The organism is Halomonas campaniensis, from assembly GCF_002211105.1.
Lineage (GTDB): Bacteria > Pseudomonadota > Gammaproteobacteria > Pseudomonadales > Halomonadaceae > Vreelandella > Vreelandella campaniensis_A.
The window spans coordinates 15,483-29,255 of the sequence record NZ_JPUA01000019.1 but is presented as its reverse complement, the minus strand read 5'-3'; the positions used below and the strand labels follow the sequence as shown (position 1 = coordinate 29,255).

Here is a 13,773-nt window from a genome sequence, read left to right as displayed (position 1 = left end):
ACTGCTTCATGGCGCCTTTTAACAGGCACTCCATTGAAGCGGTGTAGTTCCTCTGTGTTTAAAAATGGAGATCGACATGCCCTTACGTTGCCACCACCGCCCCTCACAGCCAGCGAGAGCACTACATTGCGCCTCTTACGCAAACCCTTTATCGCTCGTCAGGCGCGCCTTTCCGCTGGCGCTGAGCGCGAGCGCTGCCTTGCTGCTCTCCTCGCAAATCCTCGCACAGGATCAGGAGTCAGAGGCCAGCAGTACCAGCGTTCTGACGCCCATCACCGTACACGGAGAAGCAACAACCGTTAACGATGCGTATGCCGGTGGCCAAGTCACCTACAGCAACCGGGCGGGTTTTCTGGGCCATAAAGACTTTATGGAGACGCCTTTCAATGCCATTAGCTATACGGATCGTTTTATCCAGAATCAACAAGCCCAGACTATTACCGATGTGATTGCCGCGACGGATCCGAGTGTGTTCAGCAACGGCGTTACCAGTGCCTGGAGCGAAACCTACTCGATCCGTGGTTTTGACGCTAGCACACGCGACGTCACCTTCGGCGGTCTGGCCGGGATGGCCCCTTACTACCGCACGTCACCAGAAATGTTCGAGCGTATCGAGGTACTCAAGGGGCCATCGGCACTCCTCAACGGGATGCCGCCAGGTGGCTCCGTTGGCGGTGCCATTAACCTGGTTCCCAAGCGGGCTGGCGATGAACCGCTGACGCGTTTCACCACCACCTATATGTCTGACGCTCAGCTTGGCGGGCACCTTGATGTTGGCCGACGCCTGGGTGACGATCAGCAGTTTGGCGTTCGTTTTAACGGCGTCTACCGCGACGGCGAAGGGGCTGTGGAGAGCCAGAAACCCAGGATCCAAATGGGCTCTCTGGGGCTGGACTGGCGCGGTGAGCAAGCGCGACTGTCAGCTGACTTGTACAGTGCGGACGACCATATCGATGGCCCCGTTCGAGGTATCAATCTGGCCCCCGGCCTGGCAGTTCCGACGCCTCCCGACGCCGATACGCTGATCAATCCGAACTGGGCCTTTGCCGACACGCGCGACAAGGGCGCCATATTGCGTGGCGAATTCGACTTTACCGACGAGATCATGGGGTACGCGTCCATGGGTCGAAGCGAAACGAACTACACCTACAACGGTGCCATGTCATCCCTGGTGCTTGATGATCAAGGCAACTATCGCACAAGCATTGGTCAGCTCGCCTTCGATGTCGAAAAAACATCGGCGGAAGTCGGGCTTCGCGGCCATTTCCAGACCGGCGCCGTCAGCCACGCCATTAGCGTCAATGCCACCCACTACGAGCATGAGCAGCACGACTATGGCCGCAGAACTGTCCCCGGCGCGGACTGGGTCACCAATCTATACGACCCGCAGTGGGGCGAGGCTGCAGAATTCATCACACCGCACATCATGCATACCGAGCTACGCTTGAACAGCTACGGCTTGGCGGACACGCTCTCGTTTGCCGATGATCGCCTGCAATTGACGCTCGGTGCCCGGCGCCAGGAGGTAGTGAGTGACGCCTACAGCGTGGCAACTGGCGCACGCATCTCCCGCTATGATGAAAGCGCGGTCACCCCCGCCGCCGCACTCCTCTTCAAAGCCACCGACCGGGTATCGCTCTACGCCAACTATATCGAGGGGCTCAGTCAGGGGGCCACGGCACCGATGAGTGCCGCTAACGCGGGTGAAGTATTCGAGCCTTACACGACTAAACAGCACGAGGTTGGCGTGAAACTCGATCTGGGTGACTTTTCACACACGCTTAGCCTGTATGAAATCAAGCGACCCAGCAGCTACACCGATCTGGAAACCAACATCTTCTCGGTTGGGGGCGAGCAGCGCAACCGAGGAGTGGAGTGGAGCTTCTTCGGCAGCCCCCTCAGCAACCTGCGCCTGATGGGCGGCATCGCCTATGTCGATCCAGAAATCACCCGCGCCGCGAGCGATGAAGAACAAGGTAATCAGGCAACCGGCGTACCAGACCTGCAAGCCAAGCTAGGCACTGAATGGGATCTGCCCGCAGTACCAGGGCTGACACTGACCGCTAATGCCACCGCAATGTCAGAGCAGTACATTAATAGTGACAACTCCCTATCAGTACCCGGACACACTATTTATGACGTTGGCGCACGCTACGCCTCTAACCTTTCCGGCTATCCGCTCACACTGCGTGCCACTGTTAACAATGTGACCGATAAAACCTACTGGGCAATGCCGCAACTCTCAAGCCTCGCCTTAGGCGCCCCCCGCACCTTTATGTTTTCGGCCTCACTGGACTTCTAGACGGCTGTCACAAGCGGTGCTTTTGCCCTAACGCCTAATGTGTTTTTCACTACTAGGCCAATCAACATACACCACCTACGCCAGCCGAGCAGGCGTAGGTGGGGATAACTTAAACCGTCAGATGCTGCTTGATCAGCTCATTGGAGAGCTCGCTGATCTCGCCTTTGGCTACCGGGCGGCCGCGATCCATGATCACAAAGCGGTCGGCATACTTGCGGGCAAAAGGTAGTTTCTGCTCTACCAGCAGCACCGTTAGGCCATCCTCTTTGATCAGCTGGCGGATTACCTGGCCGATTTGCGCCACAATATTGGGCTGAATACCCTCCCCCGGTTCATCAAGAATCAGTAGCTTAGGCTCGATGACCAGAGCCCGGCCAATCGCCAGCTGTTGCTGCTGGCCGCCGGAGAGATCGCCGCCACGGCGGTGTTTCATCTCTTTAAGCACTGGGAACAGCTCATAGACCCGCTCAGGAATCTTTTTCAGCCCGTCGCTGCGGGCGGCAAGGCCGGTGCGCAGGTTCTCCTCCACGGTCAGCAGCGGAAATATCTGCCGACCTTGGGGCACGTAGCCAATTCCCAACCGCGAGCGCGCCTCAACGGCTTTTTTAGTTAGCTCGATCTCGCCGGTGTCGGCGGTGTAGCGCAGCTCGCCACTTTTGACTGCCACTTCGCCCATTACGGCTTTCAGCAGCGTGGTTTTGCCCACGCCATTGCGTCCCATCACGCAGGTGCACTGGCCCGCAGGCACCTCAAGATCGAGATCCCAGAGGGTATGGCTTTCGCCGTAAAACTGGTTGAGCTTTTCGATCGCTAGCATCAGGCAGCCTCCTCGTCGTCGGCACCCAGGTAGACCTCGATCACTTTTGGGTCGTTGGAGACTTGATCCATGGTGCCTTCCGCCAGCACGCTGCCCTGGTGCAGCACGGTCACTTGGCGAGCGATTGAGCGCACAAAGCCCATATCATGCTCGACTACGACCACGGACTGCTTACCGGCGAGTCCTGTCAGCAGCTCGGCGGTGCGCTCCATCTCCTGCTCGGTCATTCCCGCCACAGGTTCATCCACCAGCAGCAGGCGCGGGCGCTGCATCAGCAGCATGCCGATCTCCAGCCACTGCTTCTGACCATGGGAGAGAATCCCTGCTGGCTGATGGCGCAGCGTTGTCAGGCCGATGGTTTCCAACACTTCATCGATGCGGTCTTTGATCTCGCCGGTCATGCGGGCGGTCAGGGTAGGGAAAATCCGCTTGTCCGCCGCCATGGCCAGCTCCAGGTTTTCAAATACCGAGAGCGCTTCGAATACCGTGGGCTTTTGAAACTTGCGACCAATACCCAGGCTGGCGATATCTGGCTCGTTCATATGCAGCAGATTATGTCGGCTACCGAACCATACGCTACCGCTATTGGGTCGGGTCTTACCGGTAATAATATCCATCATGGTGGTTTTACCCGCCCCGTTGGGGCCGATAATGCAACGCAGCTCACCGTCGTTGATGGTTAGGTTGAGGTTATTGATGGCTTTAAAACCATCGAAGCTAACGGTGACATCTTCCATATAGAGTATCGGCCCGTGGCGAACATCCACCGGTGAGGCCTGGGGCGCCATAAAATCGAACACCCGGTCACGCTGGGACAGCGATTGCAGCAAACTCATGCGGAGGCCTCCTCGGGCGTGCGTTGATGGTCAGGATCGGTCGTCTGATCCTCGCGCTTACGGCGTTTGAGGTAGCGAAACAATCCCGCCACCCCCTTGGGCAGAAACACCGTGACCAGTACAAACATCGCCCCTAACGCAAACAGCCAGGCGTCTGGCATTACGCCGGTAAAGATGGTTTTGGCGTAGTTAACTAAAATGGCGCCAATCACCGCGCCATACAGCGTGGCGCGACCGCCCAGCGCTACCCACAGCACAATCTCGATGGAGAAAATCGGCGAGAATTCGCTGGGGTTGATAATCCCCACTTGGGGCACGTAGAGCGCCCCCGCCAGGCCCGCCAGCATCGCCGAGACCACAAACACAAACAGCTGAAAACGCTCAACCCGGTAGCCGAGAAAGCGCGTGCGCGCTTCGGCGTCGCGGGTGGCCACACTCACCCGACCCAGCTTACTGGTGACAATCGCGCGACAGAGAATAAACCCCAGCGCCAAGGCCACCCCGGTGGCCAGAAAAAGCCCTAACCGCGTGGCGTCGCTGCGTAGATCAAAACCGACGATCTCGCGGAAGTCAGTCAGGCCGTTATTACCGCCGAAGCCCATCTCATTGCGGAAGAACGCCAGCATCAAGGCAAAGGTCAGCGCCTGGGTGATGATCGACAGATACACCCCGGTGACCCGGGAGCGAAACGCCAAGAAGCCGAACACCAGCGCCAGGAGGCTGGGGGCCAGCAGCACCATGGCGAAGGCGAACCAGGCCATATCGAAACCGTGCCAAAACCACGGCAAGCTGTCCCAGTTGAGGAACACCATGAAGTCGGGCAGTACCGGGTGGCCGTAGGTGCCGCGGTCACCGATCTGGCGCATTAAATACATGCCCATGGCGTAGCCGCCGATGGCGAAGAAAGCACCATGCCCGAGGCTTAAAATACCCAGATAGCCCCACACCAAGTCCACCGCCACGGCCAGCAACGCGTAGCTTAGGTACTTACCGAACAGGTTGACCGTATAGGCGCCAATATGCAGCGGATTTTCCGGTGGTACCGCCACGTGTAGCAGGGTGACCAGTGCCAGCGCGGCCAGTAGCACGCCGAGAAAAATCTGCGTAGAGCGTTCGCTGAATGGGCGTGTTAGCCAAAAATTTGTCGATGATTCGGTCGTTAGTGACATCGCTTAGCCCTCCGCAGCCCGGCCCTTCTGCGGGAAGAGTCCACGCGGGCGTTTTTGAATGAATAGGATGATGAAGACCAGCACGATAATTTTGGCCAGTACCGCGCCTGCCCAGGGTTCCAGCACCTGGTTGATCACCCCCAGCGATAGCCCGGCCACCAGCGTGCCCCACAGGTTGCCCACGCCGCCGAACACCACCACCATGAAGGAGTCGATGATGTAGTTCTGCCCCAGGTTGGGGCCGACGTTGGTGAGCTGGGAGAGCGCGACTCCGGCAAGCCCAGCCACGCCGGAGCCCAGCGCGAAGGTCATGATATCCACGCGAGTCGCGCGAATGCCCATGGAGCGGGCCATGGCACGGTTTTGGGTCACGGCACGCACCTCAAGCCCCAACCGGGTGCGGCGCATAATCAGCATCAGGCCAGCAAACACCACCAGCGCAAAGCCGAGCACGTACATGCGATTAAGCGTTAGCGACAGCGCATCGTTAACCACCAATGAACCGCTCATCCACTCAGGAGTAATTACGGTGCGGTTAAGCGGTGAAATCACCGTGCGCACCAGCTGCTGCAGAATCAGGCTGATACCGAAGGTCGCCAGCAGCGTCTCCAGCGGACGACCTTTGAGGAACTGGATAACACCGCGCTCGATCGCCACACCCGCCAGAGCGGCGACCATAAAGCCCGCGGGAATCGATAGAATCAACGCCAGCCCCGGCTGGCCGGGCAGCAGTTGCTGCATCGCCCAGGTGGTGTAGGCACCCAGCATCATCAGCTCGCCGTGGGCCATGTTGATCACACCCATGACCCCGAAGGTGATCGCCAAGCCAATGGCAGCTAGCACCAGCACCGAGCCAAGGCTCAAGCCGAAATAGAGGGTTTCCAGGCCGCGATTGATTTTTAGCTGCTGCTCGATACCCGCCAGGGAAGCGGCAGCGGCGTTGGCGACAACGGGATCATCGCTATTGGCTGCCCGGCTCAACGCCACGCGGGAGCGGGGGTGTAGGCTGCCGTCCAGCGCTTCGACCCCAGCCATTTCGCCCGCTTCGGTGCGGTAGATCGCCACGGCCTGGGTTAGCCGGTAGCGCACCTGCTCATCCTCTTCCTGTTCAATCAGGTCGTCGAGTGTGGGTACCAGCTCACCGTCTACTTCACCCAACAGGCGCTCGGCCGACGTGCGGCGGCGCTCCACGTTAGGCGAGTAGAGGTCAACTACTGCAATGGCACTGCGCAGCTGATTACGCAGGTTGTTGTTGATGCCGATACGTTCCAGGTCTCGGCGGGACATCTCGCCCAGCGCTTCGCCGGTCAGTACATCGGCCACCGGCCAGTCGCGGCCGCGGTTCTCGAGCACCAGCACGAACCGGCCATCTTCGGTACGCTGCAAGCGGCCATCCAACAGCGCCTGCAGCCAGTCTCGGGCGCGTTCGTCATCGCTTTGCAAAATGGCGGTGATCGCGTCGCCTTTGGCGGCGTAAGACTCAACGTCCAGCGCCTCCAACAGTTCGAGCGCGGCCGCATCATTAGTGGAGCTGCTGGCGGCGTCTGTTGATTGTGCCTGTGCTGTGAGGGTCATACCCAACAGCAGGAAGCAGAGCAGCGCCAAGGAAAGGAAACGCCTCATGGGGTTCTTCCTTTGGTTATCAGAAAGGGAAAGATAGCGTGCTCCTTCGCCACCCCTTAACTCTCAACGCTATGCGCTGGGGCGGCGAAGGGTAAGGTACTTACTCAGTTTTACTCAGCGAGTGCCGCTTCGGCTTCTTCTGCTGCGGTGCTGCCACCGCACGAGCCGTTGACGACGTTGAAGTTGCCGCACTCCATCGGCTTACGCCAATCGGCAATCAGGTCACGGGAGCCAGGCAGATAGTCAGACCAAGCGTCGCCAGCCACGGTAGAGGGCGTCTGCCAAACGATATCGAACTGGCCGTTGTCCTGAATCTCACCGATCAGCACCGGCTTGGTGATGTGGTGGTTGGGCATCATCGCCGCATAGCCGCCGGAAAGGTTAGGTACGGTCACACCGATAATGGCGTCTTTCACCGTATCGACGTCTGTCGTGCCCGCTTTGCGAACCGCTTCGGCCCACATGTTGAAGCCAATGTAGTGCGCTTCCATCGGGTCGTTGGTCACCGCCATATTGTCGCCGGTGTACTCGATCCAGGCATCGATAAAGTCGTAGTTGTCATCGTTATCGACGCTCATGAAGTAGTTCCAGGCCGCCAGGTGGCCCACCAGCGGGCCGGTATCAATACCGGTAAGTTCCTGCTCGCCCACGGAGAAGGCGATGACCGGAATATCGGCAGCGTCGATACCCTGGTTGGAGAGCTCGGTATAGAACGGTACGTTGGCGTCGCCGTTCACGGTCGATATCACCGCAGTGGGTTTACCCTCTTCACCAAAGCGGCGAATTTCCGCCACGATGTTTTGCCAATCGGAGTGACCGAACGGCGTGTAGTTGACCATGATGTCCTCATCCGCGATGCCGTGTTCATCCTTGAGGAAGGCTTCGAGGATACGGTTAGTGGTGCGCGGGTAGACATAGTCGGTACCCACCAGCGCAAAGCGCTCGATACCGACTTCGTTGATAAGGTATTCAACCGCAGGAATCGCCTGCTGGTTAGGCGCCGCGCCGGTGTAGAAGACGTTTTCAGAGGACTCTTCGCCTTCATACTGCACCGGATAGAACAGCAGGCCGTTGAGCTCCTCTACAACGGGCAGTACGGATTTACGCGAAACAGACGTCCAGTTGCCGAAAATCACGTCCACTTCTTCCTGATCCAGCAGTTCCCGGGCGCGTTCGGCAAACAGCGGCCAGTTAGACGCCGGGTCAACCACCACGGCTTCTAACTGACGGCCCAGCAAACCACCGGCTTCGTTCTGCTGCTCGATAAGCATTTCGACGGTGTCTTTAAGCACCGTTTCACTAATCGCCATGGTGCCGGAGAGGGAGTGCAGGATACCGACTTTGATCGGGTTGTCGTCTTGCGCGATGGCCTGGGTGCTGGCACTCATGATGGCGGTAGTGAGTAGAGCCGTCGCGAAACGGCCACTTGAGAGGAATGGGCGAGGGTGTGTCGAGCGTTTGAGAGTGTTCATTGTTAATCTCCTTGCACCCCTTATGGTTGGGGCTTGATGATGGGCTTCGCACTTGGGTTGTTGTGTTAGCTCCCCAATATGTCCACTAGCCATTAACACCTGCAAGGGGTGCGCCAGATTGGCACAAAGTCGCCTTATGGCTATTTAATCAGCCACTTAATCATCATCAGGAAATTTCGACATTCACCCAGCGCACCAAAATAAAGCGCATCCAAGCGGCTAAAGCACCCTCTCAATGCACCAATACGGAACAGTGCACCAACTAAGCACTCGAGCTTTTGAAGTACAGAGCAGTAACGCCAAGCTTACATAAACAATACAAAGCTAACTTTTAGTGAAGGTCTGGCGAGTATTGAAGTGAACGGGCGAGGTATGAAATTTTGTCGTCACTATGCAACTGACTAAGCTTATTTGCATTCTGGATTCAATGCTTCATTTCAGCACGAAGATGGGAAACTTCATCCACCGTTAGCTTGGCAATATCAGCAATCGCCGCATCATCCATTTCTGTTTTAAGAATCATATTGCGCGCAACCTCTTCACGCCCTTCACGCCGAGCATCGTTCAAAAACGACACCTCATCCCGTAGTGCTCGCTCGCGCACAAATGCCAAGCGACGAGTCTCTTCATCAGCACTGAGCTCGCGAATGCGGCTCATCGCCTTTTTGACCGGCTCATGAGCTATATTGGCCATAGTAAGTTCCTCTTGCCAGTGTTTAAAGAAGGTGATCCAGGCACGTAGTGGGCCTTCTGGCAGCCCTAAGCGATCTGCCTTGTTCAGTTCGATAAGGTTCATTTGCAGAATGTTCCCGAGCGAAATACTCGGCTGGAGCTCATCGCGCATTTCAAATCGCCATACTGACTGCTTACACTCCGCCTCCGTTGTTGTGAACAAATCGAAATCAAGGAGATGTAGCCCCACCGTGGCATTCAGCGCTTGATAATCTTCACCCGCACCAAGTTGATCCCCCAACATACGGGCCAGATAAAACAGTCCACGCTTGTGCCAAGCGCCGTAGCGGCGCACCTGTATTTCTACATTATAGCAGTGGCCTTCGCCATCACGGGCGAGTACGTCGAGGATGATGTATTTGCCATTCAGCTCAGAAGGCTCGATGGTCGGGTTGAGTATTTCCACCGACGCAATGTCAGGTAAATCGGGACGCAGGTCGTTGATTAAATCCACTAATAGATCAGGAGCTTCGGCGAATAATCGCTTAAAAACATAGTCGTTGGTGGGATCAAGTAATTCGTTCATCACCACTCCTCATGCAATGTGGGGTGATCTTCATATCATTGGTTGTAGAAATGCGATATGGATTGAGTTTGCCGCTTTACTGAGCTTCAAGCAATGTAGATAGGTTGTGATAAAAAATAAAAAAGGAGCCTTGGTATCACCAAGGCTCCTCGCTATTTACCCTTCAAATGGCAGCGTTAAACCGCCACATCGGGTGGAATTTTCTTACGGCGTTTTTTCAGTAACGGTAAGCCGAGTGACAGCACGGCAACCACTAGCAGGCCTAACGAGATGGGCTTGTCGATAAAGGTCATCCAGTCACCGCCAGAGATTTGCAGTGCGCGGCGCATGGACTCTTCCATAATGTTGCCCAGAATCAGCGCTAGAATCAGCGGCGCCGCTGGGAAGCCAAACAGGCGCATGCCCAGGCCCACCAAGCCGAAGCCAAGCAGCAGCAGCAGATCAAATACGCTGAAGCTCATGCCGTAAACACCGATCATGCAGAAGATCAGTATCAGCGATAGCAGCAATGGACGGGGCATATCGAGAATTTTGGCGATATAGGGAATCAGGGGCAGGTTAAGGGCCAGCAGGAAGATATTGCCGATATACATACTGGCAACCACGCCCCAGAACACGTCCGGGCGCTCTGTCAGCATCATTGGGCCGGGGTTAACACCCATGACAAGCAACGCGCCTAGCAGAACAGCGGTAGTGCCTGAACCCGGCACACCCAGCGTCAACAGCGGTACAAAGGAGCCAGTACAGGCAGCGTTGTTGGCTGCTTCCGGCGCCGCAACGCCTTTAATGTTGCCGGTTCCAAAGGTGTCGCCATCTTTGGCAATGCGCTTTTCCATGCTATAGCCAAGGAAAGAGCCGATAGTCGCGCCCGCGCCTGGCAGTACGCCGGTGAAGAAACCCAATACCGAACTACGCCCAATCGGGCCAGCGATTTCTTTTACTTCACTGCGGCTCAATTTCAGCGAGCCAATCTCATTGCGAGGCGCCTCTTTGCCACCGCCGCCACGCAGCAGCATGTAAAAGACCTCGGCAAGGGCGAAAATACCCAGCGCCACGACCAGGAAGTCGATGCCATCCAGCAACTGCACTGAACCGAAGGTAAAGCGCTCGGTACCCGTCTGCGTATCGATACCAATGATTGAGATAATCACCCCGACCACAGCGGCAATTAGACCTTTAATCAGCGACTTATCCGATAACGAGACCACCGCCGTTAACCCCAGCACCATCAATGCAAAGTACTCCGCAGGGCCAAAGCTCACGGCGACCTTAGAGAGCAGCGGGGCGATCAGCATCAAAAAGATGACAGAAACAGTACCGCCGATAAACGAAGCGTAGGCGGCAATGGCAAGCGCTTTACCCGCCTGGCCTTTTTTAGCCATCGGGTAGCCATCAAAGGACGTAGCGACGGTACCGGCCACACCCGGAGCATTGAGCAGGATCGACGACGTGGAGCCACCAAAGATGGCGCCGTAGTAAACCCCTGCCATCAAAATCAGACCCGAGGAAGGATCCATGGCAAAGGTAATAGGAATCATCAGCGCAAGCGCACTGATCGGGCCCAGGCCCGGCAGCATACCGATAATGGTGCCAGCAAATACGCCGGCAAACACGTAAGCGATATTGATAGGCTGAAGCGCGATGCCAAAGCCATACATCAGATTATTTAAGGCTTCCATGGGAATTACTCTCTCAATGTCCTGCTGGCTAAACGAACTATTGGCTTAATGACCTGCTAACTCGCAGATTAAAAAGGCAATACGCCAGAGGGTAGGTAGACATCCATTACCTGCGTCATGGTTAGGTAGAGTGCCAGCACTACCCCCAGCGACGTGGCGAGGTTGATCGCATGGCGGCGATAGCCGTAGTAAACCGTTAGCCCAACACAGAGCAGCGTAGAGGCGAGTACAAAGCCCAGCGGTACCAGCAAAAACGCATAGGCGGCAATGGCCAGCGAGGTCACGATGACCCGCGCCCAGGGCGTCAGTAGCAGCGGCCCGTTCTGCGCCTCTTCGTCGACTTCATCGGCACCGGCAATCGGTGTGGGTTTCTCAAAAAACAGAAACACCGATAGGATCAGTAGCGAGAAGCCCAATACTTTAGGAAACAGGTCAGAGTCGACCGGACGCGGCAGAGGAAAGATGGGAATTTGCCACGCCATCGCGATATAGCCAGCAGCCAATACCGCAAACACCAGTGCTAACCACTGATTGGTATTTAAACGAGTCATAGGAATCTCTCCGAAGGAGCCAACACGCCTCCCGCAGTTAACGTTCACTCATTGTGTTAACGTTAACTGCGGAAGACCCCAGCCGCGCTTGGGCGACTGGGTGATACAGGAGTGGGGATTACTGGCGCAGCAGGCCAAGCTCGCTCAGCACGTCGCTGAACTGCTCTTGCTGCTGATCCAGGAAGGCGCCAAACTCTTCGCTGTCTTGGTAGGCGTCGATCCAGCCCAGTTGGTCGCTCGCTTCACGCCAGGCATCGGTTTCCAGCATTTCGGCGAACAGATCTTCGTAGTAGGCCACTGCTTCTTCAGGCATATCGGGAGCGCCCATCACGCCGCGCCAGATATCGAAGGTGTAGTCGAAGCCCTGCTCCTTATAGGTAGGCACTTCGCTCAAGCCAGCGCCCAAGCGCTCTTCTGAAGAGACACCCAGCGCGCGCAGTTGGCTGCCTTCACCCAACTGGCCCACCGCTTCACCGGCACCGCCGACCACGGCTTCGATATGGCCGCCCATCAGGTTAGTCATAGCATCGCCACCGCCCGAGAAGGGGATGTAGTTGACTGCCGAAGCTTCCATTCCGGCTGCTGAGGCTAAGCCTGCAATAGCGATATGATCCATGGAGCCCGGCGCACTGCCGCCGCCCACGCTCAGGCTGGGATCTGCTTTCAGCGCATTGAGCAGGTCTTCAAGGTTCTGATACTCGGAGTCCGCTGCCACTAAAATGATCGAGTAGTCGGTGTTAATCCGCGCGACCGGGGTAAAGTCGGTGTGGTCGTAGCGTGAGGCACCTGCCAGCGGCACCAGGATCATAGGCGGGCTGGTGGCAAACAGCTTGTGCGGGTTGCCGTTATCGCGGGCGACTTGGGCCCAGGCTACGGCACCGCCGCCGCCAGGTACGTTGATCGCGGCAAAGCTTTCGTCAGCCAGCTCTTCTTGCTGAATCACCCGCGACATGGTGCGAACAAGGGTGTCCCAACCGCCGCCCGGGTTAGCCGGTGCAACGAATTCGATGGAGCGTTCCGGTGTCCACTCTTGCGCCTGTGCGGCGGTGCTTATGCCTGCTAAGGCAGCGATGGGAAGAGCAAATACAGATAAACGCTTGAGGGTAAGCGACGTCATGATGGCGTTCTCCACGTATCAGTGTTGTTGTGTGATGAGGTTGCTATGTAGCGCTTCTTATTGTGAGACTGCACGCCGCGAACGTTAGAAGACCATGCCCCTGACCGACAAGCTTGTGCTCATAAAAGACAAAAAGTTCTTTATGGGCATTTTGTTCATTTTGTTCACGCTGGCTTAATTAGAGTGATTCAAGCCACTTGTGTGCCGTTTCTAACAAGCGATAGCGACGCTCAGGCCGCCCTACATCACCATAGCCCAGCTCAGCGCTCACTGCCTGTTCGGCAACTAAAAACTCTAAATAGCGGCGGGCGGTTGAGCGGCTGGCGCCCATGGTGCGCGCCATCTGCATGGCGGTGAGAGAGTCGGGGGCGTCGGCCAGGGCATCAATCACCCGGCGCAGCGTCAGCCGATCAATCCCTTTGGGCAGGGCTTGAGACAGCGTTTGGTTGTTAGCACGCAACGGCTCGCCGGGCTTAAGGCGCGCCAATACGGAATCCAATTCATCCTGATTCATCTCGGCCCGGTTGGCCAAGGCTTCACGCTCGAGGCGAAAGCGGGTCAGCATTTGGGTCATCCGCGCGGCTTCAATGGGTTTGATAAGGTAGTCGAATACCCCGCCGCGCAGTGCCTCGCTGATGGTTTCCACTTCTCTTGCTGCAGTGACCATAACGATGTCCACATGCACGTAGTCGCGGCGAATCGCCCATAGCAGCTCCAAGCCTTCAACGTCAGGAAGATAGGCGTCGAGCAAAATCAAATGGATGCTGGCGGACTGCTCCGCCATGATCGCCTTGGCTTCACTACCGTTACGCGCCATGCCCACGACATAAAAGCCATCGCTCTGCTCAATAAAGGCCCTGTGGATATCGGCAATGCGAAAATCGTCTTCAACGACCAGAATGCCGTACTCTCCATCAGCCATTACCTTCCCCCTAGCCGTTGTGGTCAC

The 13,773-nt window shown here is 56.8% G+C and carries 11 protein-coding genes; 1 reads left to right on the top strand and 10 read right to left on the bottom strand.

Annotation, left to right across the window (positions count from 1 at the left end; translation table 11 throughout):
- Positions 1 to 76: 76 nt before the first annotated feature.
- A complete protein-coding gene (locus JI62_RS06830) occupies positions 77 to 2,302 on the top strand; it encodes a TonB-dependent receptor (protein WP_088699442.1) in 2,226 nt (741 codons plus the stop codon).
- A 109-nt stretch (positions 2,303 to 2,411) separates the two neighbouring features.
- Here JI62_RS06830 and urtE read toward each other — a convergent pair whose 3' ends face one another.
- The 10 genes from urtE to JI62_RS06780 all read right to left on the bottom strand — a co-directional run bounded on the left by urtE (position 2,412) and on the right by JI62_RS06780 (position 13,746).
- Entirely contained in the window at positions 2,412 to 3,119 is a 708-nt protein-coding gene (gene urtE / locus JI62_RS06825; RefSeq protein ID WP_088699441.1) for an urea ABC transporter ATP-binding subunit UrtE, read from the bottom strand.
- Entirely contained in the window at positions 3,119 to 3,955 is an 837-nt protein-coding gene (gene urtD / locus JI62_RS06820) for an urea ABC transporter ATP-binding protein UrtD (RefSeq protein WP_088699440.1), read from the bottom strand. Before urtD ends, urtE begins: the two co-directional genes overlap by 1 nt.
- Positions 3,952 to 5,124, bottom strand: coding sequence for an urea ABC transporter permease subunit UrtC (gene urtC / locus JI62_RS06815; RefSeq protein WP_088699439.1), 1,173 nt, complete (start codon positions 5,122 to 5,124; stop codon positions 3,952 to 3,954). The genes urtD and urtC overlap by 4 nt, the downstream gene beginning before the upstream one ends.
- Before the next feature lie 3 nt (positions 5,125 to 5,127).
- Positions 5,128 to 6,747 (bottom strand): urea ABC transporter permease subunit UrtB, encoded by a 1,620-nt coding sequence (gene urtB, locus JI62_RS06810; protein ID WP_088699438.1) that lies wholly within the window; start codon positions 6,745 to 6,747, stop codon positions 5,128 to 5,130.
- A 110-nt stretch (positions 6,748 to 6,857) separates the two neighbouring features.
- Positions 6,858 to 8,219, bottom strand: a complete 1,362-nt coding sequence (gene urtA, locus JI62_RS06805; RefSeq protein ID WP_088699437.1) for an urea ABC transporter substrate-binding protein — start codon at positions 8,217 to 8,219, stop codon at positions 6,858 to 6,860.
- A 424-nt stretch (positions 8,220 to 8,643) separates the two neighbouring features.
- Entirely contained in the window at positions 8,644 to 9,477 is an 834-nt protein-coding gene (locus JI62_RS06800) for an Rpn family recombination-promoting nuclease/putative transposase (protein ID WP_088699436.1), read from the bottom strand.
- A gap of 176 nt (positions 9,478 to 9,653) precedes the next feature.
- Positions 9,654 to 11,156 carry a tripartite tricarboxylate transporter permease gene (locus JI62_RS06795; protein ID WP_088699435.1) on the bottom strand — a complete coding sequence of 501 codons (1,503 nt, stop codon included), beginning with the start codon at positions 11,154 to 11,156 and terminating at the stop codon, positions 9,654 to 9,656.
- Between the two features lie 68 nt (positions 11,157 to 11,224).
- Positions 11,225 to 11,707, bottom strand: a complete 483-nt coding sequence (locus JI62_RS06790; RefSeq protein ID WP_088699434.1) for a tripartite tricarboxylate transporter TctB family protein — start codon at positions 11,705 to 11,707, stop codon at positions 11,225 to 11,227.
- Positions 11,708 to 11,825: 118 nt separating this feature from the next.
- Positions 11,826 to 12,824 carry a Bug family tripartite tricarboxylate transporter substrate binding protein gene (locus JI62_RS06785; RefSeq protein WP_088699433.1) on the bottom strand — a complete coding sequence of 333 codons (999 nt, stop codon included), beginning with the start codon at positions 12,822 to 12,824 and terminating at the stop codon, positions 11,826 to 11,828.
- Between the two features lie 178 nt (positions 12,825 to 13,002).
- Complete coding sequence (locus tag JI62_RS06780) at positions 13,003 to 13,746, bottom strand: response regulator (RefSeq protein ID WP_088699432.1); 744 nt, start codon at positions 13,744 to 13,746, stop codon at positions 13,003 to 13,005.
- Positions 13,747 to 13,773: the final 27 nt, after the last annotated feature.